Origin of the sequence: Pseudoalteromonas sp. P1-11, from assembly GCF_001399995.1 — a bacterium.
Lineage (GTDB): Bacteria > Pseudomonadota > Gammaproteobacteria > Enterobacterales > Alteromonadaceae > Pseudoalteromonas > Pseudoalteromonas atlantica.
Genome location: NZ_LJSP01000008.1, coordinates 91,461 through 113,230, shown reverse-complemented (window position 1 = coordinate 113,230; position 21,770 = coordinate 91,461). Strand labels below are relative to the sequence as shown.

The window sequence follows — 21,770 nt, the reverse complement described above, 5'->3', positions numbered from 1 at the left end:
ATAAATGCCATTTTTTAATACTTATGCGCCTGCGCAGTGAGTCGCGCCTTACATTAAGTGCTTAAAGCGAGGTGTGCTTAGGGAGATGTTAATGAATGAATAGTCGCAAAAAAATTAACAAAAAATTCAATAGTTAATGAAAATTTGCCGCCACCAACGGCAATTTACCGATATAAGGACCAGCGAGTAAGCTGCTTTTTAGTCAATTTGAATAGCAAGGTTGGTAAAATTGCTTGTTTCGAGGGCTTTTAGCTCATTTTTAGTGAATTGGTGGTACGAAAACCACGCCTGCATTTCATCTTGTTCAATAAGTTGGTGCTGTTTTAGATTTAAATACTGCGAATAGCATCGCGCTTTAAGCATGACTTCACTCATAGGGAAAACATCACTACTTTGCTCGATGCCGTGAACAAGTTGCGCCATAACATGATTAAACGGCAAAAACTTAAAAGCCATTTTTCGAATAACTTTAGCACTTAACTCAAGCGACTTATTACTTAACAACGTGGTTAAAAATAAGGGATCTGGCTTTAGCTCCATCAATGCCGTGTGTAAATCTTTTTGCTGCGCTTCGCGTGCTATTTGCACTTTACGTTGCCATACCTGTTCAAAGGTTTTTAAGTACAAGCGTACTAAGGCAATACGCCCAACATCTATAAGCATGCCCAGTGTAAACGCATGTACGGGGTTTACATCGTTAAGCTCTGCAATTTTTTGCGCCGCAATTGCATTGGCCATGGCGGCATCGCGCAGGCGGCGTTTTAATAATGGAAATGGCTCTGTGCTGTGTGGCATCCAATGGCGCATAGCAAAAGTAGGAATTACCAATTGTAAGTTATCAAGGCCAATATAGCGCAGTGCAAGTGCGGGGCTGTCTACTTTAACTGAGGTACTTTTGCTGCGCTGCTTTCGGTAGTAAGGCAGGTTTACCAATGACACTAATTCGCGGCCAAGCCAACTAGAATCATTTACCAATGGCTCTAAACGCCCAACACTTGCCGACTTAGCCGCCAGTATATCTAGCATGGTAGCAACGTTATCTTCTATGCCTATGGTGTTTTGAATAACAGCATCCATATCTTCTAATTGCTTAAATATGGCTGTTTCTATTACTTTATGAAGTTGTTTACTCGCTTGTGCTCGGTACTTATGATGCGCGGTGCTACTTTGCTGGCGTTTATGCTGTGCGGCAACTTCTACTTCTAATAACGTGCGTTGCTTCATTGGTTCGCCATAATCAATTTCCAGCGTATGAATAAAGCCAATTTGTTGATGTGCAAAACTATGGCCAAGCAGCAAGTCGTGAGCACGCTGGTCAAGCATTGAGGCTATTCGCTTTTGCGACGCAAGTTCAGTCATAAAGTCCATTCAGTATAAGTATTACCATTCGGTGGTTACTGTAAGGTTAGAAGCGAGATAAAAAGTTAGCAAGCAATTCGAGCCCTTGAGTTGTTAAAATAGCCTCGGGATGAAATTGCACGCCTTCAAGAGCAAGCTCTGTGTGAAGTAGCCCCATAATTTCGTCAAACTCACCTTGCTCGGTTTGGCTCCATGCGGTAATGGCTAATTCACTCGGTAAACTATGTTTTTCTACCACCAGCGAGTGATAACGACACACAGTAAGCGGGTTTTCTAAACCGGTAAATACCCCCTTATTATTATGAACAATAGGTGAGGTTTTACCATGCATGACTTGCTTAGCACGTATAACCTTGCCCCCTAGCGCTTGCGCGATGGTTTGATGCCCTAAGCAAATACCCAAAATAGGGTAAATGCCTTTTAGCTGCTCAACGACATTGAGTGACACACCCGCTTCGTTTGGCGTACAAGGCCCCGGAGAAATAACAATATGCTTGGGGTTAAGTTGCTTAATTTGCGCAACAGATATTTCGTCATTACGCTTTACCAGCACCTCTTGGTTTAAGCGCTGAAAGTATTGTACTAGGTTATAAGTAAACGAATCGTAGTTGTCGATCATCAACAGCATTACACAACGACCTTATTTAATAATGTAGTGCTCTTTGCTCACATGTGTGGCTTGTAAAATGAGCGATAGAAGCTTTTATAGGGCCATTCTATCACTAATAATTACCCAACATACATTAGCAAAACGCCTTAAAAACTTACGCCTTTAGCTAAAAATGCTTCAAATTCGTTTGCTGGTATTGGCCGGCTTAACAAGTACCCTTGAATTAGGTCGCAGTTATACTCTTTTAGTTTTTCAAGTTGGGCATGCTCTTCTACGCCTTCGGCGATAATATCGAGCCCTAAGTTTTTAGCTAATTGGCAAATACTCAATACTAAAGCCTGATCGCGTGTGTCTGTGGCCATATTGCGCACAAACGACTGATCTATTTTTAATTTATTTACCGGAAAACGCTGTAAGTAACCCAGCGACGAATAGCCCGTACCAAAGTCATCAATTGATAAGCTAATACCCAGTGCACTCAGCGCCTGCAGTACTGAAATACCAAACTCTTCATCGTCCATAATGGCGGTTTCGGTAATTTCTAGCTCAATTAAATGCGCGGGCACGTTAAAGTGCGCCAACCGCTGTTTTATGCTTTGCACAAAGTCTTGCTGTGTAAATTGCCTTGCCGATATATTAATAGCCAAGCGGATATTTAAGTTTTGCTGATGCCATTTTTTAGCTTGGGCAAAGGCACTATCGAGTATCCATTCGCCTAATGGCAATATAAACCCGCTGTGCTCGGCAATAGGAATAAACTGTGCCGGAGAGACAAATTTCCCATCATCAAACCACCTAATTAAACATTCGCAGCTGTTTATGGTTTGCGATTTAAGGTGCATTTTAGGCTGAAAATAAAGCTCAAACTGCTGCTTTTCAATGGCGGTATCAAGGCGCCGAGCAATATGCAGCTGCTGGGCGTGCTTAACTCCGCTTTCGGTATCAAAATAAGCGTAGGGAATATTGCGTTTTACCGCCTCTTCTAAGGCAATATTGGCGTGCAGTAGAAGCGTTTTATAGTCATTACTGGTTGGGTAGCGTGTTACACCGCAGTTAAAGCTCATACGCATTTCACCGTACGGTGTGCTAATAGCTTGGCTTAAACGGCTTTGTACGCCTTTGAGTAAGTCATCTAGGGTTGTTGAGCAATCTTGCTCGGTATAAATAACCACAAAGTTAGCATCGGCAATGTGATAAAAGGTCAGTTTGTTTTTGCTTTTTAACTGCTGAGAAAATTTATTAGCGCTGCGCGATAAGTGCATAGCAAAGGCATTTATACACTCGTTAGCGCCCGATAAACCATATTGCTCAAGCAATAGCTTAAAGTGGCTTACATCAATCAGCATTAAACTAAAAGGCTGCTCAAGCGAAATTAGCTCATTGGTGTATGTTTCTAAACTGGCTTGGTTGGGCAACTTTGAATACGGGTGGTGAAAGGCTAAATACTCTAATGAGCGCTCTGCCTCAAATTGCTCTGTTACATCGCGTATGTGTATATCAAAGGCATCTATTTCTTGCAGCCAATGTATTTGGTAAGTGAGGTAATGGTTATCTAGCTGTGTATAAAAACGCTCAACATGACTAGCCGACTGCTTAGTGTCTATTAGTTGCTGCTTTATATTAGGGCTTAGTAATGCAATGGGCGTGCTGTGTTTATCGCTTACATACGCTTTATGCATAGCAATAGCGGCAGGGTTACAGTAGTTAAGCTCAAGGTTGGCGCTTAAACTCACAATTGGGTTAGGGTTGCGCGTTGGAAATAGCGCTAAACGTTCGTTACGGGCACTAAGCTTTATAAATTTAGATGCGTAACGCCCTGTATAAATGCTTACCAGCACTATGGCAAACGTAAACAAAAACACAATATTGACTGTGGTGTGCAGGTTGCTTTCGGTGTCTTTGTAGCCGCTATCAACCGCATTTGAAATAACCGTTTCTGCATTTGTTAAGTGCCCCATCACTTGGGCTTGCAGTTCGGTGAGTTGCTCTAGTTGCTCTCTGGCTAAATCCCAACTAGTGCTGCTGCTTGATAAGTTTTCGTGTAATTTAAGTGCTAAGTCTAAACCACTTTTAAACTCATCACTTAAGCTGCTTTCTAGCGCTAATGTGCTGTGGTTTTGATCTAGGTTTTTTATTAGCGCAAGTATACGTACATGGTTTTCTAAAAAGTCGATTAAATAAAGTTCACGCTTACTCGTTGCGTAATACTCATATAATAAGCGCTCTTGCTTTACTAGGTAGGTTTCGATTAATCGAATATCGCGTAGCGCCGGAATTTGTTGTTCCATTAAGGTCGATGAGGTGCGCTTAATGGTTTCTGCCTGATAATAAACCATCGCAGACAGTACACAGCCTACCAGCACAATACCGATATAAAACTGCTTAGCTTTACTGGCAAATTTATTAGTGAATATTTTCATATAAACGCTTGCTCTGACCCTAAAATATTAACAACTAATTTTAAAACGTAATTATATACGATTAATAAAAGCACTATTGTTTATATTTGGTTATAAAAAAGGGTGTACAAACGTTAATCAGGCGGGCGTAAAAAAGAAAGAGGCCGGCGAGGATGCCGGCCTTAATGATACCAATCCGCAATAATACTTAATCATTTTCAGGGGCTAAACGTGTCGCTATCTACGTTAAAAAATTCTCATTTAGAGCAACTAAATAGCGAATTTTTTGCCTTGCTATCAACACGCTTTTCCATCCTCAAATTAGATCACTTAATTATGCGGATTGGTATAATTTATTGTACAGAAATAACAACTTTACCCATAGCTTGGCCACTTGCTAAGCGGTCATGCGCTTTAGCGGCTTCTTCTAAACTAAAGTCTTGCTCATCAAGTACTGGGCGCATACCGCCTGCTTCAACAATTTGCGCAAGTTTAGTCAGTTTGTCGCCGTGGTCTTGACGGTTAAAGTCGTGGATCATTGGAATAAGCATAAAGATTACGTTTAACGATAACCCTTTAAAGTGTACTGGGCTTAAATCTACTTCTAATAAAGAAAGCGTTGTAGATACCTGTGCATTTAGCTTTGCTGCAGCAAATGAGTTAGTCAGGTTACCACCACCTACGGTGTCAAATACCATGTCAAAACCAACGTTGCTTGTGTGTTTTTCAACGTACTGCTCTACGGTTTCGTCTTTAAAGTTTATGCCTGTAGCGCCAAAGCTTTCTATGAGTGCTAGTTGCTCTGCGTTACCGCCAGTTGAGTAAACATCAGCGCCAAAATGCTTAGCTAGTTGTACTGCTAAATGGCCTACACCACCTGCGCCGCCGTGTACTAATACTTTTTGGCCTGCACTTACACTTGCACGTGTTAAGCCTTCAAGTGCTGTAATACCTACAAGTGGAATAGCGGCTGCTTCTTTCATGCTTAGGTTTTTAGGTTTGTGAGCAATTAAGCGCTTATCAGCAAGAATAAACTCAGCAAGTGCACCTGGTAAATCGCCTAGTCCACCAGCACAACCGTAAATTTCGTCGCCTACTGCAAATTCTGTTACACCTTCGCCAACAGCTTCAACGGTGCCTGCAAAGTCCATCCCTAAAATGCCCGGTAGTTTTGGAGCAAAGGGTAAGTCAGCACCCATTTGACGAATCATCATATCAATTGTATTTACGCTTGTTGCGGCAATACGAACTAACACATTACCTGCTGTTACTTGTGGTTTTGCAACCTCAGCTGCTACAAACTCTTCAGTGCCACCAAAATTATTAATTGTCATTGCTTTCATGGGTATTGCCTCTGTTATCTGTTGATAAGTAATTGTGTAATGAAGCTTCATTGTAGACACCCCCTTTACAAATGATAATAAGGCTAAACATACAATCAGTTTCAAAATAATATTTATAATAGAGTTTAAAAATCCTCCATCACTGTTTAAAAGTAGGCGTTAAACAAAATCCTACCCAGTCGCTGCGCTATATCAATTTAAGCTAGCTATGGTTGATTTATTATTGTCTAAGCCCCAGAGTAATATATGAAAAGGTAGTAATTCACTTAAGTAACTCATTTATCCTACTAAGGAGCGAATATGTTAGGCGAAGACCACTCACTTACCAATGACTTTCCACAGTACCTAAATACCATTGCAGAGCTAAATAAAAGCGACACAGAATTTGCTAAAAAGGCAGATAAATACGACAAGCTAGATAAAGAGATTCGTGTTTTAGAGCTTAAAGATGCGCCCATTAGCGATGAGCAAATGAATCAACTAAAACATGAGCGTTCAGAATTAAAAGATTGGTTGTACGAGCGTTTACAACAAGAGTAATGTTGCACACAAAAAAAAGAGTTCACCGTTAGGTGAACTCTTTGACGATCAACAAAGGGTAAAACATTTAAAGCACATATCGGCTTTATAAAAAACAACTAGGCCTTATAAGGCATGTGTGAAATCTTTTCGCGTTAATTTGCTACTAGCTATCAGCATTTAGCTGAGCAAGCAGGCTATCTAACGTATCAACTAACTGCTGATTTTTAGCAGGGTTGAGCGCATCTGGATGTGGCGGTGCAAAGCGCTCTGCATCGTTATCGAAATAAAGGCCAGTGGCATCTTTAAATTCGTCACTTAATGCGGCGCGGCAAAAAATATCAGCGCCTAGTTTTAAGTCGCCACCAGCAAGCCCGTAAGCATCTTTTACCATTTTACTACCTAGTAACGACTTAGGGTTTACCGCAACAACTAATGGCCCACTGCCTTTAAGTGCTAAACCTAAGTGACGCGACCACATAGTAATAGCCAATTTGCTTTGCGCGTAGGCTGCGCTATCTGATAGCGGCTTTTTGCCCACTAACGAGTCAAAGTTAACGCTGGTTTGTGCAGCCGATGACACGTTAACCACACGTGATTGCGTGTTCATTACAGGCAGTAACGCTTTAGTAAGTAAATAAGGCGCTAACGTATTAACTGCAAACCGTGCATCTAGCCCATTTACAGTAGTGATATTTGCCAATTTATAAACACCGGCGTTATTAATAACTACATCAAGTATTTCATTCGCGTTTTGTAAGTCGGCTAACACTGACTGAGCCAAGGTGTTTACTTGCGCCATATCGCTTAAATCGGCAATGTAGGTGGCTGTGCTTGCTTGCGGGTAATCAGCGTTTAAGCTTGCTTGTACAGTATTTAACTTGTCCTGGTTGCGGCCATGTAATAATACAGTATGCCCTTGCGCTAACAACATTTTAGCGGTCTCTAGGCCAATACCGTCGGTGGCACCGGTTAATAAAATTGTTTTTTTCATGTTGAACGTTCCTTTTTGTATTAAGACTTTGGCCATTGCATTAACGACAAATTACACACGCATTAGCTCACTGCTATTTATTAATAGTACCACCACTTTTAGCGACTAATAATTAGTGGCTCAGTAGAATCAGTTTATAGAATTAATTGATAAACCTATGCGCCCTTATTAAGAGGGTATAGCCATTGTGCCTTTGCTTGGGTAAATTTTAAGCGTTTATTTGAAATAACGGACAATCATAACTATTGTTTTTAAATTACCTTAATAGTAGTATTTATCATATAAATACACTTTTCGAGAAAACACATGAAAGTTTTAGTTACAGGCGGTATGGGTTATATAGGTAGCCACACATGTATTGCCCTTCATGAGGCAGGCATTACCCCAGTTATTTACGACAACTTATCTAACGCAAGCCCCCGTGTGCTTGATCAACTCGAAAAAATTACCGGTACCCGTTTTGAGTTTATTTTAGGTGACATTCAAGACGAGCAGCAGTTTAAACTTGCCCTTAAACACAGCCAAGCTGAGGCTGTATTTCACTTTGCAGCACTTAAAGCGGTAGGTGAATCAACTGAGCAACCCCTACGTTATTACCAAAACAATGTGTCGGGCACATTAAGCATGCTACAAAACATGCAAGAGGTAGGCGTTAACCATATTATATTTAGCTCATCGGCCACTGTGTACGGCGAGCCAGACTACCTACCTATTGATGAAAAACACCCTATACGCGCTACTAACCCTTACGGTTGGAGCAAAGTTATGGTTGAACAAGCCATGCAAGACGTATGTAATGCCAACAGCCAATTTATGGGCATTGCTCTTCGCTACTTTAACCCTGTTGGTGCACACCCAAGCGGCTTATTAGGCGAAAGCCCAAATGGTATCCCAAATAACTTAATGCCATTTATTGCTCAAACTGCGGTAGGTAAACGCGAAGTGGTGAATATTTTTGGTGACGACTACGACACCAAAGATGGCACCGGCGTGCGCGACTATATTCACGTTTTAGATTTAGCTAAAGGCCATGTAGCGGCCTTTATGCAACATAAAACAGATACCGCCTTTCATGCATACAACCTAGGCACCGGCCAAGGTTATTCGGTGCTTGATATGATCAAAGCATTTAGCGCATCAGCCAATAAAGATATTCCTTATAAAAGTGCACCGCGCCGTGCAGGCGATATTGCCTGTAATTACGCCGATGCCACAAAAGCACAAACCACCCTTAACTGGCACGCAGAACTAACACTGAGCGACATGACCAACGACACATGGCGCTGGCAAACTAATTACCCAAGTGGGTTGGAGAGTTAACATGGCTTTATTAGAAAGTACTCATAGACGTAAAAACCCGCTAACGGGGCGCTGGGTATTAGTATCACCGCATCGTAATAACCGCCCGTGGTTAGGTGCTACAGAAGCAATAAACGAAAGCGTACTACCAAAACACGATGAAAGCTGCCCACTTTGCCCAGGCAACACCCGTGCAAATGGCGACAGCAACCCAGATTACAAATACACCCATGTATTTAGAAATGACTTTGGCGCACTGACCCCTAATGAGAGCGAGCAATCGCAAAGCTTAGACTCAGACAGCGATTTATTTATTGCTGATGAAGCAAGCGGCGAATGCCGTGTGATTTGTTTTTCACCAGAGCATAACAAAACACTGCCAGAGCTTGAGCACGATGCCCTGCACGAAGTAGTAAAAACCTGGAAAGACAACTACACAGAACTTGCACAACACTATGAATGTGTTCAGGTATTTGAAAATAAAGGCGAGATCATGGGTTGCTCGCAACCTCATCCACATGGCCAAGTATGGGCGCATTCGCACTTATCAACCGAAATAGAAGCCGAAGATACGCAGCAGCTTGCTTATTATAAAAAGCATGGCAGCGCGATGCTTGCCGATTACGTGCAAAAAGAGCAAGCAGATAAAACCCGCGTCGTATTTGAAAACGAGCACTGGCTTGTTGTAGTGCCTTTTTGGGCAGCGTGGCCGTTTGAAACACTGCTTGTAACTAAAGATAACATTCAAAACTTTAGCCAGCTAAACGATGCGCAAACAGACGCCTTAGCACACGCGCTTAAAGTATTAACCACTAAATACGACAACGTATTTAATTGTAGCTTCCCGTATTCTATGGGATGGCACAATGCACCGGCTAATCGTGGCTCAGATGAGCAATATTGGCGCTTACATGCCCATTTTTACCCGCCGCTACTTCGCTCTGCCACCGTTAAAAAACACATGGTTGGCTACGAAATGCTAGGCGAAAGCCAGCGCGATTTAAGCGCAGAAACAGCTGCCTCTATTTTACAAGCAGCCAGTACCACACACTACAAAAAAACAGCAGGACACACAGATGACGCTTAACGATTTTCAACAACAATTTTTATCACTGTACGGTGCGCCTGCTCAAGGTATTGCTGCAGCTCCTGGGCGTGTAAACCTAATTGGCGAATTTACCGATTATAACGACGGCTTTGTATTTCCGTGCTCGTTAGAGTTTCGTACTCAAGTTATGTTTAAAGAGCGCGACGACAACATCATTACTGTGCATTCGTTAAATTACCCAGGCGAAAAAGACAGCTTTAGTGTTGATGAAGACATCAGCGAAGGACAATCGCAATGGGGTAACTATATCCGTGCCGTGTCATTTGTTTTAAAGCGCGCGGGCCATACTTTACGCGGCGCCGATTTACTTATTGACAGTAACTTACCGCAAGGCAGTGGCTTATCTTCATCGGCGGCATTAGAAGTGGCCATTGGTGGTATGTTTAACCATATTGCACAGCTTGGTTTAAGCGAAGAAAAAATTGCCTTACTAGGCCAAGAAGCCGAAAACGACTTTATGCATTGCCAATCGGGCATTATGGATCAGCTTATTTCGGCAAAAGGCGAAAACGGCCATGCGCTTTTAATTGACTGTGAAAACCTAGCAACTGAATCAGTAAAAGTACCCGATGATTTAAACATTGTTATTGTTAACTCTAACTACCCACGTAAATTGGTAGATAGCGAGTACAACCAACGTCGTGTTGACTGTGAGCAAGCAGCTGCAAAAATGAATGTAGCCACGCTTCGTAAAGCCACCATGGACACGCTTGAAGCAACTAAAGATGCACTAAGCGAAAACGAATACAAACGTGCACACCATGTAATTAGCGAAAACGAGCGTGTAATTGCAGCAACTAAAGCGCTGCAAAATAACGACATTGATACGCTGCGCGAGCTAATGGCGGCATCGCACCAATCGCTTAAGCATTACTTTGAAGTAACCGTACCAGCAACCGACGGCCTAGTAGAAATTTGTAAAGAAGCGATGGGCGAACGCGGTGCAGTACGTATGACCGGTGGCGGTTTTGGCGGTGCGATTGTGTGTTTATGCCGTGATGCAGAAGTACCACTTATCAAAGCAGCGGTTGAGCAGCACTACTTTGAACGTTTTAATTTAAATGCCGACATTTACGTATGTTCAGCAGGTTCAGGATTACAAATTACGTCTTTTTAAACATCATTAAGGAATAAGCATGGCAAAGGTTAATTGGGGTATTATTGGGTGTGGCAATATTGCTCACACCTTTGCTAAAAGCATTGCGCATTGCGCTAATGCACAGCTTATTGGCGCTTCATCGACCAGCGAGCAACGCGCAAAAGAATTTGCCACACACTATTCAGTTAAAGGCTATGAGAGCTACCAAGCCCTTATGCAATGCCCACACATTGACGCCATATATATTGCTAATACCCACGAGCAACACTTTAAAACTATTGCGCAATGCTTAGTGCACGATAAGCATGTACTCAGCGAAAAGCCCATTACTGTTAATGCACAGCAACTCATAACCCTTAGCCAGTTAGCCGAGCAACAAAACTGCTTTTTAATGGAAGGTGTATGGATGCGCTTTTTACCTGCCATAGTAAAACTGCAGCAGTTATTAAGCGAGGGCGTAATAGGTAAAGTACACAGTGTTAATGCCAACTTTAGCCTTGCGGGCAACTTTGCTGACTCACACCGTTTAATGAACCCTGCGACTGCAGGTGGTGCATTGCTTGATTTAGGTATTTACCCTATATCAATTGCCGATGTGGTATTTAATAAAGCCCCTGAACAAATTAAATCATTAGTACATAAAAGCACGACCGGCGTAGATGAGCGCAGTGTAACCCTTATAAATTACGGCCAAGGGCAATTTGCGCAGCTTAGTAGCGCGTTACAACAAAATGGCCCTACCGAAGCCTGTATTTTAGGGGAGCACGGGTATATTCGCATTGCTGAATTTGTTGGTGCACAGTCGCTAGAGCTTCATTTAAACGCCCAGCAAATGCAGCAGTTTGATTTTAGCTTTAATGACGATGAAAACTTTAAATTTGAAATTGCTCACGTTAGCGAATGTATTTTACAACAACAAACACAAAGCAATGTATTACCGCTCAGCACAAGCCTGCGGGTAATGCACATAATGGATACGCTTCGTGCGCAGTGGCAGCTTAAATACAGCGATAGCGTTGAAGCCCATGAGCTAGATTAATAATAAAAAATACACACAACAAGGATACACAATGACAACCACACACACGTTAAAGGCGCTTTCAAAAGCCTTGCTGCTAGCAACGGGCTGCTTAACAGCAAGTGCTGTTTTTGCAGATCAAAAAACGCCTGAGCAACTCTACCCACCTTTAACCAGCGATGTACTTCCTGAGCTTGCTGCTAAAGGTAGTTACAGCGTTGGCGTACAAACGCTTGATTTAATAAATCCCGCGCAGTTTGACCCTGCAACCCAAGGGGAAAAAGATCGCCCTTTAAAAGTAGAAGTGTGGTACCCAGCAGCAAACAGTGCAAACGCACCCTTAACCAGCTACAGCGACATAACCCGTACAGGTAAAGCGTTTACCTTACAAGCCGATGCCATGCGCGATGTAGCCATTAATAACAAAGAGCACTACCCTGTTATTGTGCTCTCACACGGTTATACCGGCTATCGTACAATTATGTATTACTTGGGCGAACATTTAGCATCGCATGGGTACATTGTGGCAGCCATAGATCATACCGACTCAACCAATGCAGATGTTGATTTTAAAAATGCGCCGTTTTCGGGCTTTTTTAGTACCCTTATAAACCGCTCACGCGATCAACAATTTGTACTTAACTACTTTAACGAACAAAACAACTTTGCCAGCAAGCAAGTAGATAACAAAAGCGCAGGCATAATTGGTTACTCTATGGGTGGTTTTGGCGCGGTTAATACAATTGGTGGCTGTTATGACTTTAACGAGCAAACGACTGCAATGTTTACCGGTATAAAAGACCCTGCACAAATTAAACACGTGCAGCAATTACTTAATAGCTGTGCGGGTGGGCAATATAAAAACCCACAAGTAGATACACGCATTAAAGCCATGGTGGCCTTTGCGCCTTGGGGCGGGCAACATAACTTATTTAATGCCAGTGCTATGCAAAACATTAAAGTGCCTTCGCTTTATGTAGCGGGTAGCTTAGATGATATATCCGGTTATGAAGGCATTAAAAACCTATATAACCAAACGGGCAGCACCGACAAGTACCTGCTTACTTACAAAAATGCGCGCCATAATATTGCGCCGCACCCTGCACCTGCTATTGCACAAAGTAGCAGCGAATTAGATATAGGCCATTACTACGAGCCATCGTGGTCAATGCGCACCCTAAACGAGACCAACAAACACTTTGCACTTGCTATGATGGACTGCCACGTAAAAGGCATTACCAGCCAATGTGAATACCTAGACTTACCACAAAATGGCGACCAAGCTGTGGTTAATGGTAAGCCACTGCCAGCATGGCATGGGTTTGATAATCGTTTTTCTACTGGTATGGATTGGCAACAAGCTAAACCGCGCACCAAGTAACACAAACTTTGGCGGCTATTTTTATATTTAGCCGCATACGCACTTAAAATAATGCTGCTATAAAACACCTGTTATTTAAAAGAGTTAGCAAATAAAAACAGCGTGCTTATTTTTTAAACGGCTATTTTAAGAAAAAATCATTGCCATTAATGTAAGTTAAAGGCAATCTAGTCATATATAAGATAAGATAAGATAAATAACACAAATATCATGTCAAAATACATACTCTCAATTGATCAAGGAACCACAAGCTCTCGGGCCATCTTGTTTACAAAAGATGCAGACGTTTTTGGCTCAGCACAACAAGAATTTTCGCAGCATTTTCCACAAAATGGTTGGGTAGAACACGACCCTAACGATATTTGGCAAACCGTGCTAAGTACCAGCCGCGAAGTATTAGCAGATAAAAACGTTAAGCCTGAAGAAATTATTGCCATTGGTATCACCAACCAACGTGAAACCACTTTAGTGTGGAACAAAAAAACCGGCAAACCTATTTATAACGCCATTGTGTGGCAAGACCGCCGCACCAGCGATTACTGCGAAAGCCTAAGCACTGACGAGCTTTGCCAAACCATAAGCGATAAAACCGGCTTACTGCTAGACCCGTATTTTTCGGCCACTAAAGTACGCTGGATTTTAGACAACGTTGAAGGCGCACGCGAACAAGCCCTTGCAGGTGAACTGGCGTTTGGTACCGTTGATACCTACTTACTATGGCAGTTAACCGGTGGTAAAGAGCACCGCACCGACGCCACCAATGCATCACGCACTATGTTATTTAATATTCATACTCAGCAATGGGATCAAGAACTACTCGATTTATTCGAAATTCCTGAATCTATGCTGCCCCAAGTGATGGACTCAGCCGACGAGTTTGGCTCAACCAGCGATGATATTTTTGGCGCACCAATACGCGTATGTGGTATTGCCGGCGACCAGCAAGCAGCCCTTGTTGGCCACGCATGTTTTGAGCAAGGTATGGCAAAAAGTACTTACGGTACGGGCTGTTTTTTAATGCTGAATACCGGCGAAAAAGCGCTTACCTCTGAAAACCGCTTACTAACCACGGTGGCTTATAGGCTAAATGGCAAACCAACATATGCCATTGAAGGCAGCATTTTTATGGCAGGCGCCACGATGCAGTGGATTGTTGAAGGCTTAAAACTCTTAAGCCATGCCGGAGAGAGCGAATCGTTAGTAAAAGATGTACCGCTTGATCATGGGGTATTTTTAGTGCCTTCGTTTACAGGTTTAGGCGCGCCCTACTGGGACCCAAATGCACGTGGCGCTATTTTAGGTTTAACCCGCGACTCGGGCATTAGCACCATTGTTGCTGCTGCGCTGCAATCGGTTGGGTATCAAACCAAAGACTTACAAAAAGCAATGGAGCGTGATGGCTTACGCCCAAGCGTGTTACGGGTAGATGGCGGTATGGTTAAAAATAACTGGGTACTGACCTTTTTATCAAACATTTTAGGCGCGACGGTAGAGCGCCCAACAGTGACCGAAACCACCTCTTTAGGCGTAGCATACTTAGCAGGCTTACAAACCGGTGTGTATGAGTCAACTGAGCAATTAGCAAAAATGTGGACCTGCGACCGTCGCTTTGAGCCAACAATGAGCGCTGACGAACGTAATGATTTATACGCAAAGTGGCAGCACTGTGTAGCGCAAGTTTGTCTCTCTAGTGACGATAGCAAACAAGCGTAATACGCCTAGCCGCTAATTAAAATTAGCGGCTTACAAAACACCGGCAACAGCGCTTAAATGGCGCGTTGTACGCTGTATGTTTTAAAAAGATCAGGATTGAAAATTAACAAGCAAAAAGCGCGGTTATCTATTGTCAAATAAGGGCCGCAGCTTTATGATGCCATATGTCTTATTTATATTACAAATAAAAAGGTTAGCTCGGTGGAATTAGCAGATAACGAATACGACCTACTCGTCGTCGGTGGTGGTGTAAACGGCACTGGAATAGCAGCTGATGCAGCAGGCAGAGGATTAAAAGTGCTATTGTGTGAACAATCAGACCTTGCCAGTGCAACGTCTTCAAATAGTTCTAAGCTGATCCACGGCGGTTTACGCTACCTTGAGCATTACGAATTTAGATTAGTAAAAGAAGCCTTGGCTGAGCGCGAAGTGCTGCTTAAAAATGCCCCGCATATTATGTGGCCGCTTACCTTTAGGCTACCGCACCAATCGCACCTACGCCCAGCATGGATGATCCGCATTGGCTTATTTATGTACGACAACCTAGCTAAGCGCGAAACACTTGCTGGCTCGCGTAGCATTAAGTTTGGTGAAAACAGCGTATTAGAACCTTCAATTACCAAAGGGTTTGAATACTCAGATGGCTGGGTTGATGATTCACGTTTGGTAATTTTAAACGCCTTAGCTGCCCAAAACAAAGGCGCGACCATTGCTACGCAAACCAAGTGCGTAAGTGCAAAACGCATCGATAACCAATGGCAGGTAACGCTTGAGCAACAACAAACTAAGGCGCAACAGACTATTAAAGCCAAAGGTATTGTTAATGCAGCAGGCCCGTGGGTTGCAAAATTATTTGACGAAGCACTGATAGAAAAATCGCCACAAAATATTCGCCTTGTTAAAGGCAGCCATATTGTGGTGCCGCGTATTCACGATGAAAAACAAGCTTACATTTTACAAAATAAAGATCAGCGCATTGTGTTTGTTATACCGTTTGAAGATGACTACTCACTAGTAGGCACCACCGATGTTGAACACAAAGGCGCAGCGCAAGATGTAAAAATTAGTGATGAAGAAATCGATTACTTAATCGATATTACTAACAGCTACTTTAAAAACCACATTAAACGCGAAGACATAGTACATACCTTTTCGGGTGTGCGCCCACTGCTTGATGACGAATCAGTGAATGCACAAAAAGTAACGCGTGACTACAAGTTAGAACTTTCAAGTGAAGGCAAACACACACCACTGTTAAGTGTGTTTGGTGGCAAAATTACCACTTACCGTAAACTTGCCGAAGCTGCAGTGAATAAGCTTGAAGAATTTTACCCGCAAATGAGTGAAGCGTGGACCAAACACAGTGCCTTACCTGGTGGCGATTTTAGCTCGGTAGAAGCGCTGACCAATGAGCTTAAAGCGACTTATAGTTGGTTACCAGAAATCACTCTTAAACGCTTTGTACGTACCTACGGGACTCGTGCAAAACTAATTTTAGGCAGTGCAACCCAGCTCAGTGATTTAGGCCAAGATTTTGGCCATGGCTTATTTGCAGCAGAAGTCGATTACTTACTAAATGAAGAATGGGCGGGTAACGCTTACAATATTTTATGGCGCAGAAGTAAACTAGGACTGCGCTTTAATGAAGCACAAGTGGCAACGCTTAATCATTATATTACGCAAAGCCAAGCGGCTAAAACAGCCTAACAGTAGGCTACAGCCAATGTAACCCTTACTTAATTTAAGAACTAGCCCCCAATGATTGCACAATCAATATTGGGGGCTTTTTTATGTTTGCTTGGTTTTATTACTATTAAATAAGTAGTTAAAACCACTTAACGTAGCCTCTTTCACGTCAAACTCTAAACATTGCACACCAATGCAATTTAACGCATGGGTAAAGCAGGTATTTAGTTGCTCTGTGCCAATAACCACTACTTTAGAATTATTCACCAATTGCCACTCACTGGCATGGCGTGCAGCGCGTACATCACTACCAATAAGCACCCCCGACAAGTATGCCTTGGCTTGCACTGGTGTTAACTCTTTTGAAAGTTGGCGCGTACGGACACTAAAAATACCGTGCGCCAAATTACCGCTGTCACTGCCTAACGTGAGTTCACAGCCTTGCTCAAATGCATGCCAATCAAACTCCCCCGCTTCACAGTCGTTAGGAATAAGTACACTTTGATGACATAGCAAGTCGTATAATTCGCCGGTCATTGCGGTTTTAAAACAGATGATTTGGCCATCTTTTAACAGCACCCATTTAGTATGGGTACCGGGTAAACAAATGAGTACGTTGCCGTGCTGATAGGCCGGGTTTTGCTTTAAAAAACCTAAAATTTGCAGCTCTTCGCCGCGCATTACATCAAATAAATTGTTTTGTAATGTGCATTTTGTACCAGGCAAAGCACTGACTTTATTACCTGCACAATCAAAATTAATTGCGCCACTAAGCAGGCTTTCGGGGTTTATGGGGCACGCTAAATAAGGGGTTTCTTTCCAGCCAATACTTGAGGTGATTTGCCCTGCCATATAAATAGGTAAAACGCCGTATTCGCTGGTCCATGGTTCAACGACACCAATTAAAGTATGTTCAAAGTTTTGTTTATCTCTAATCACACCTGGGCCGTCGCGCTGAGCAATTAAAGTTAACTGCCCTGTGGTATTTACGCTGCATAAATAGGCGCGTAAATGACTCGTGCCCCAATCTACGGCTATAAAAAGGTTTAAGTGCTGCAACTTAGAGCCTCCCACCGTCAATTTTAATACCTTGACCGGTGATCATACTGCTTTCGTCGGCAGCTAAAAAAAGTGCTAAATTAGCTACATCTTCAGGGGTTACTAACTTTTTAAGTGCCATGGCTTCCATCCACTTCACTTGCTCTTGCTCGGTAAACCAACTGGCTAATTGGCGGTCGGTGGCAACCCAACCCGGTAAAATAGCATTCACCCGAATACCAAATTCACCATAATCGCGTGCCAGTGCTTTAGTCATGCCGATTAAACCGGCCTTTGCCGTTACATAACCCGCCATTTGTGGCTGCCCCATGATGGCATTGATAGAGCTAAAATTAATAATGCTCCCCGCGCCTTCGCCCTTCATAAAAGACATAGCGACTTGCGAGGCAAAAAATGCCGGATTTAAGTTAATTTGTAGGCATTGATCCCAATCTTGTACTGTAACGTCTTCACTGGCTTGGCGGCGGTCATTGGCTACATTGTTTACCAGTACATTAATAGCGCCTAGTTCAGCACATGCATCTACCAAAGATTGCTGTAAAGCATTTGAGTCGGTTACATCAACCTGTCTAAACCACAATTTGGCGTTAGGCAGTGAGGCTATAAGAGATTGGGCAGCCTCGTTATTAATATCTATAAAGGCAATTTTGGCAGCTTGAGCGGCGAACGCCTTTACCATTGCACGGCCAATGCCTGAAGCGCCCCCGGTAATAAAAACAACTTTGCCAGAAATACTGGGATAGTGAGCGTGATTATTCAAATGCGTTTCTCCATAATACAGACTGCCCCTCTCAATATTTATAATTATTTGCTAAAGAGGATTACTGTTACAGCTGTGTTAAAATACTTGCCTTTAACAAAGTTTATAACATATCCTTTCGTACATTAATATGATATATGATATATAATAAAGCAATAACTCATTCGGATAACGCTCAATGAAAAGCCAACCTCGTCAAAATTTAACACAACAATTAACCCATGATTTAGGCTTTGCAATTGTGCGTGGCGTTTACCCTGTTAACGAAGGCCTGCCCTCAGAAGCTGACCTATGCGTAAAATACGATGTGAGCCGCAGTGCAACACGCGAAGCTGTAAAAATGCTCTCTGCTAAGGGCTTAATATCTTCTCGCCCTAAGCAAGGGATCCGCGTACTGCCAGAAAGCAGCTGGAATATGTTTGACACAGATGTACTGCGCTGGATTTTAAGCAGTAAACCGTCGCTTTCTTTATTAAAAGAGTTTACGCAAGTACGTGTCGCACTTGAGCCACAAGCCGCTGCCCTAGCAGCTGAAAATGCCAGCGCCGAACAACTTGCTGAAATAGACAACGCACTTGCCCGTATGGCCGATGCAGACCAAGGCTTAGACGATCCGCTTGAGGCCGATATTGCCTTTCATACCAGTATTTTAGTAGCCAGTAATAACCGCTTTTTTGTACAGCTCACTGAATTTATTAGCACCGCGCTGCGCGTAAGTATTCGTTACACCAACCACATTAAAGGTGTGCCAGGGGCCGACGTTGCAAAGCATGCTGATATTTTAGATACGATTAAATCGCGCAATCCAGAGCGCGCTAAAAAAGCAGTAGAAACTATTTTAGAAGAAGCGCTTGAGCTTATTGAGTCTAAACTCGACTAATAGCTTAAAAAACATTATTAAAAAAGGGAGCTAATTAGCTCCCTTTTTACTGCTTGCTATATTTTAAGCTTTGTTAAGCTCAAAAATAAGTGATGTTTGCGGGAATGAAATTGGCATTTGCAGGCCAAATTCCATCAACGCTTCACCCGTAAAAGTTTGCCCGTTAACAGCGGCAATAGACGAAGGTCGGTATTCTTCAAATTTAACAGGCCACACTAAATTAAGTGTGTACTGCGTATCTGCATCTAAACCAACAAAACGAAGCTTATTAGGCGCAGTGCGCGGTGTTTCGCGTACACTGTTATACGCAAATAACGCTTTTGATTTTTGCTCGTTGATTAAACCAAAGTTAATTGATAAATCGTCGCTATCGAGGCGGTACAAATCGGCAGCATGAATAAATTCACGGTGCTCTTTGTGCAGCGCAATAGCCGCTTTAAGCGCATTGTATTCGTGATCGCTCAGCTCGCGTGGGTCCATTTCAATACCCATATGGCCAAACATAGATACCGCAGCACGCATTTCAATACTGACATTACGACCTGTAATATGACAATCACGAGGGCCTACGTGTGCACCCATAACCGACGATGGGAAGAAGAACGAACAGCCGCGTTGAATTTCAAGACGGTCAAGTGCATCGTTAGAATCTGACGTCCATACACGGTCTGTGTGTGCAAGCACACCATAATCTACACGGGCACCACCTGACGAACAGCTTTCTATTTCAAGGCCAGGGTGAGCCGCTTTAATACGATCGATTAAGCGATACAGTGCCAGTGTTTGCTGATGCACCGCAGGCTTGCCTGAGAAGTTACCCGCGTGGTTTATATCGCGGTTCATATCCCATTTAATGTACTTAATTGTTGGGTATTCAACTAAAATGTCATCAATCGCTTTGTATAGGTATTCAACAACCTCAGTCCGCGTTAAATCAAGCACTAGCTGGTTTCTAAAGCTAAGTTGCTCGTTATTTTCTGAGCCTAATACCCAATCAGGATGGGCGCGGTATAAGTCACTATCTGGGTTTACCATTTCAGGTTCAAACCAAATACCAAACTCCATGCCTAAACTGTTTACATGGTCAATCACTGGCGATAGGCCGTCTGGGTAAATTTCGTAATCTACGGTCCAATCACCTAGGCCTGCATAATCACCTCGGCGACCTTTAAACCAACCATCGTCCAGTACAAAACGCTCAATACCTAATGGCGCTACTTTATCGGCTAACTGCTTTAGCGTGTCTACATCGTGATCGAAGTAAATACCTTCCCACGTGTTGTAATGTACTGGGCGTGTTTTTTCGCGCTGTGCTTGGCTAAGTAAGTTAGCTTTAACAAAGCGATGAAAATTACGCGACAGCGCACTAAAGCCATCGCTCGAAAACGAGCCATAAATACTTGGGCTTTGATACGTTTGGCCTTTAGCAAGGGTTAGCTCGCCCGGTAATAATAACTCACCCATTTGCACATAACGGCGCCCTTCTGGTAGTAGCTCAGCGCGTAGCTTGTTGTTACCGCTCCAACCTAAATGAAAGCCATAACACTCGCCTTGTTGCTCGCCTGCGCCTTCGCTATGAATTAATAAACCAGGGAATACGTCGTGCGATGTTTTACCTTTGCGGTTTTCGCGTACAAAGCTGCCTAATACTAAATCAACCGATTGGCGTTGAAACTCGTTAGACCAACGTCCTTCAAAGCTCACTAGTTTGTTCATGCTATCGGGTAGTTGGAACGTAGGTGCGGCGCAAAAATTAACGCTTAGCGGTGCATCACTTAAATTGGTTAATACGGTATGCGCACTTAGCACATCGGTGTTGCTATCAAGTGTGATGCTGTGCACTACTTCAATACCACGCAGCTCATCAACACTTACAAACTCTAAGCTAGAAGGGGTTGGCTGACGAACATCTTGAAGAGCAGGCCCAACTGACCAAGCTATGGTGTCGTTTGACAGCTCTAGCCCTGGCGCGCCTGTAAAGCCCTCACCTAATAGCGGAGAAAGAGAAATAGGTGCTTCTTCAACCACGGCACATTTTACTTCCTGACGAGTCGCAAGCTGAGTTAGCATTGTTTCAGTTGTTTGCTCAGATAGGCGCTTACCAAAATAAAGTAACGCTGGTGTTTTGCTCTGGCAGTCGAAAATAACGGTGCTGTTTGCGCTGTCTAATCGAAAGAATGGTTTAATATCAGCCATGATTCTCCTGTCCTCTTTAATGAAGATGAGTTTAATACGCGAGTACATTATATGTGTGCTTACTCGCCGCTTACTGCATCAAATTGCAGTCAGTGATTTTAAAATAATAGTATATATCATACAAATTACTTTTAGATAGTGTTTACGGTGTAATTTAGCCAATATTATTACTGGCTATACCAGTCATTAACTTAAACAGCGGTTAAAAAATTTAATACCACCTTGAGCAATATTATATTTAGTGGGCTTTTAGCCTGGGGTAGCCTGTAAAACCCAGCTGGTAGTCACACGTTTAGCCACGCAAAATGATTAAGTATTATTGCCCATAGGTGTTATCTACAGTGTAG

Annotated in this window: 17 protein-coding genes; 9 read left to right on the top strand and 8 right to left on the bottom strand. The window is 42.9% G+C overall.

The genetic code is table 11. The features are described from left to right. Positions 1 to 198 precede the first annotated feature (198 nt). From AN390_RS14335 to AN390_RS14320, 4 genes are all read right to left on the bottom strand, one after another. On the bottom strand, positions 199 to 1,359 hold the full coding sequence (locus AN390_RS14335) for an HDOD domain-containing protein (protein WP_055255184.1): 1,161 nt from the start codon (positions 1,357 to 1,359) through the stop codon (positions 199 to 201). 46 nt (positions 1,360 to 1,405) lie between these two features. Beyond that, positions 1,406 to 1,987 (bottom strand): aminodeoxychorismate/anthranilate synthase component II, encoded by a 582-nt coding sequence (locus AN390_RS14330; protein ID WP_004588186.1) that lies wholly within the window; start codon positions 1,985 to 1,987, stop codon positions 1,406 to 1,408. A 128-nt stretch (positions 1,988 to 2,115) separates the two neighbouring features. Beyond that, positions 2,116 to 4,389 carry a bifunctional diguanylate cyclase/phosphodiesterase gene (locus tag AN390_RS14325; RefSeq protein ID WP_055255183.1) on the bottom strand — a complete coding sequence of 758 codons (2,274 nt, stop codon included), beginning with the start codon at positions 4,387 to 4,389 and terminating at the stop codon, positions 2,116 to 2,118. Positions 4,390 to 4,721: 332 nt separating this feature from the next. Then, positions 4,722 to 5,711 (bottom strand): zinc-dependent alcohol dehydrogenase family protein, encoded by a 990-nt coding sequence (locus tag AN390_RS14320; protein WP_055255182.1) that lies wholly within the window; start codon positions 5,709 to 5,711, stop codon positions 4,722 to 4,724. 300 nt (positions 5,712 to 6,011) lie between these two features. On the opposite strand from AN390_RS14320, the gene AN390_RS14315 reads away from it, so the two are divergent. Continuing rightward, the gene (locus AN390_RS14315; protein WP_004588182.1) at positions 6,012 to 6,251 is read left to right on the top strand and encodes a YdcH family protein; all 240 of its coding nucleotides are present in this window, start codon (positions 6,012 to 6,014) and stop codon (positions 6,249 to 6,251) included. Between the two features lie 145 nt (positions 6,252 to 6,396). On the opposite strand, the gene AN390_RS14310 is transcribed toward AN390_RS14315, so the two are convergent. Next, entirely contained in the window at positions 6,397 to 7,224 is an 828-nt protein-coding gene (locus AN390_RS14310) for an SDR family NAD(P)-dependent oxidoreductase (protein WP_055255181.1), read from the bottom strand. A 306-nt stretch (positions 7,225 to 7,530) separates the two neighbouring features. Between AN390_RS14310 and galE the strand changes: the two genes are divergently transcribed. From galE to glpD, 7 genes are all read left to right on the top strand, one after another. Further along, complete coding sequence (gene galE / locus AN390_RS14305) at positions 7,531 to 8,544, top strand: UDP-glucose 4-epimerase GalE (RefSeq protein WP_054983392.1); 1,014 nt, start codon at positions 7,531 to 7,533, stop codon at positions 8,542 to 8,544. Position 8,545: 1 nt separating this feature from the next. Then, on the top strand, positions 8,546 to 9,610 hold the full coding sequence (locus AN390_RS14300) for a UDP-glucose--hexose-1-phosphate uridylyltransferase (RefSeq protein WP_055255180.1): 1,065 nt from the start codon (positions 8,546 to 8,548) through the stop codon (positions 9,608 to 9,610). After that, on the top strand, positions 9,600 to 10,748 hold the full coding sequence (galK, locus tag AN390_RS14295; RefSeq protein ID WP_024032028.1) for a galactokinase: 1,149 nt from the start codon (positions 9,600 to 9,602) through the stop codon (positions 10,746 to 10,748). Before AN390_RS14300 ends, galK begins: the two co-directional genes overlap by 11 nt. A gap of 19 nt (positions 10,749 to 10,767) precedes the next feature. Beyond that, on the top strand, positions 10,768 to 11,769 hold the full coding sequence (locus AN390_RS14290) for a Gfo/Idh/MocA family protein (protein ID WP_055255179.1): 1,002 nt from the start codon (positions 10,768 to 10,770) through the stop codon (positions 11,767 to 11,769). A gap of 31 nt (positions 11,770 to 11,800) precedes the next feature. Continuing rightward, entirely contained in the window at positions 11,801 to 13,129 is a 1,329-nt protein-coding gene (locus AN390_RS14285) for a dienelactone hydrolase family protein (protein WP_055255178.1), read from the top strand. Between the two features lie 210 nt (positions 13,130 to 13,339). Further along, positions 13,340 to 14,842, top strand: a complete 1,503-nt coding sequence (glpK, locus tag AN390_RS14280; RefSeq protein ID WP_039972273.1) for a glycerol kinase GlpK — start codon at positions 13,340 to 13,342, stop codon at positions 14,840 to 14,842. A gap of 201 nt (positions 14,843 to 15,043) precedes the next feature. Next, positions 15,044 to 16,549, top strand: coding sequence for a glycerol-3-phosphate dehydrogenase (gene glpD, locus AN390_RS14275; protein ID WP_055255177.1), 1,506 nt, complete (start codon positions 15,044 to 15,046; stop codon positions 16,547 to 16,549). 81 nt (positions 16,550 to 16,630) lie between these two features. On the opposite strand, the gene AN390_RS14270 is transcribed toward glpD, so the two are convergent. Both AN390_RS14270 and AN390_RS14265 read right to left on the bottom strand, forming a co-directional pair. Beyond that, on the bottom strand, positions 16,631 to 17,587 hold the full coding sequence (locus AN390_RS14270; protein WP_055255176.1) for a 2-dehydro-3-deoxygalactonokinase: 957 nt from the start codon (positions 17,585 to 17,587) through the stop codon (positions 16,631 to 16,633). A gap of 1 nt (position 17,588) precedes the next feature. Beyond that, positions 17,589 to 18,347, bottom strand: coding sequence for an SDR family NAD(P)-dependent oxidoreductase (locus AN390_RS14265; RefSeq protein ID WP_054983386.1), 759 nt, complete (start codon positions 18,345 to 18,347; stop codon positions 17,589 to 17,591). 178 nt (positions 18,348 to 18,525) lie between these two features. On the opposite strand from AN390_RS14265, the gene AN390_RS14260 reads away from it, so the two are divergent. Continuing rightward, positions 18,526 to 19,227 carry a FadR/GntR family transcriptional regulator gene (locus tag AN390_RS14260; protein WP_004588172.1) on the top strand — a complete coding sequence of 234 codons (702 nt, stop codon included), beginning with the start codon at positions 18,526 to 18,528 and terminating at the stop codon, positions 19,225 to 19,227. Positions 19,228 to 19,290: 63 nt separating this feature from the next. On the opposite strand, the gene AN390_RS14255 is transcribed toward AN390_RS14260, so the two are convergent. Beyond that, positions 19,291 to 21,423, bottom strand: coding sequence for an alpha-galactosidase (locus AN390_RS14255; RefSeq protein WP_055255175.1), 2,133 nt, complete (start codon positions 21,421 to 21,423; stop codon positions 19,291 to 19,293). Positions 21,424 to 21,770 lie beyond the last annotated feature (347 nt).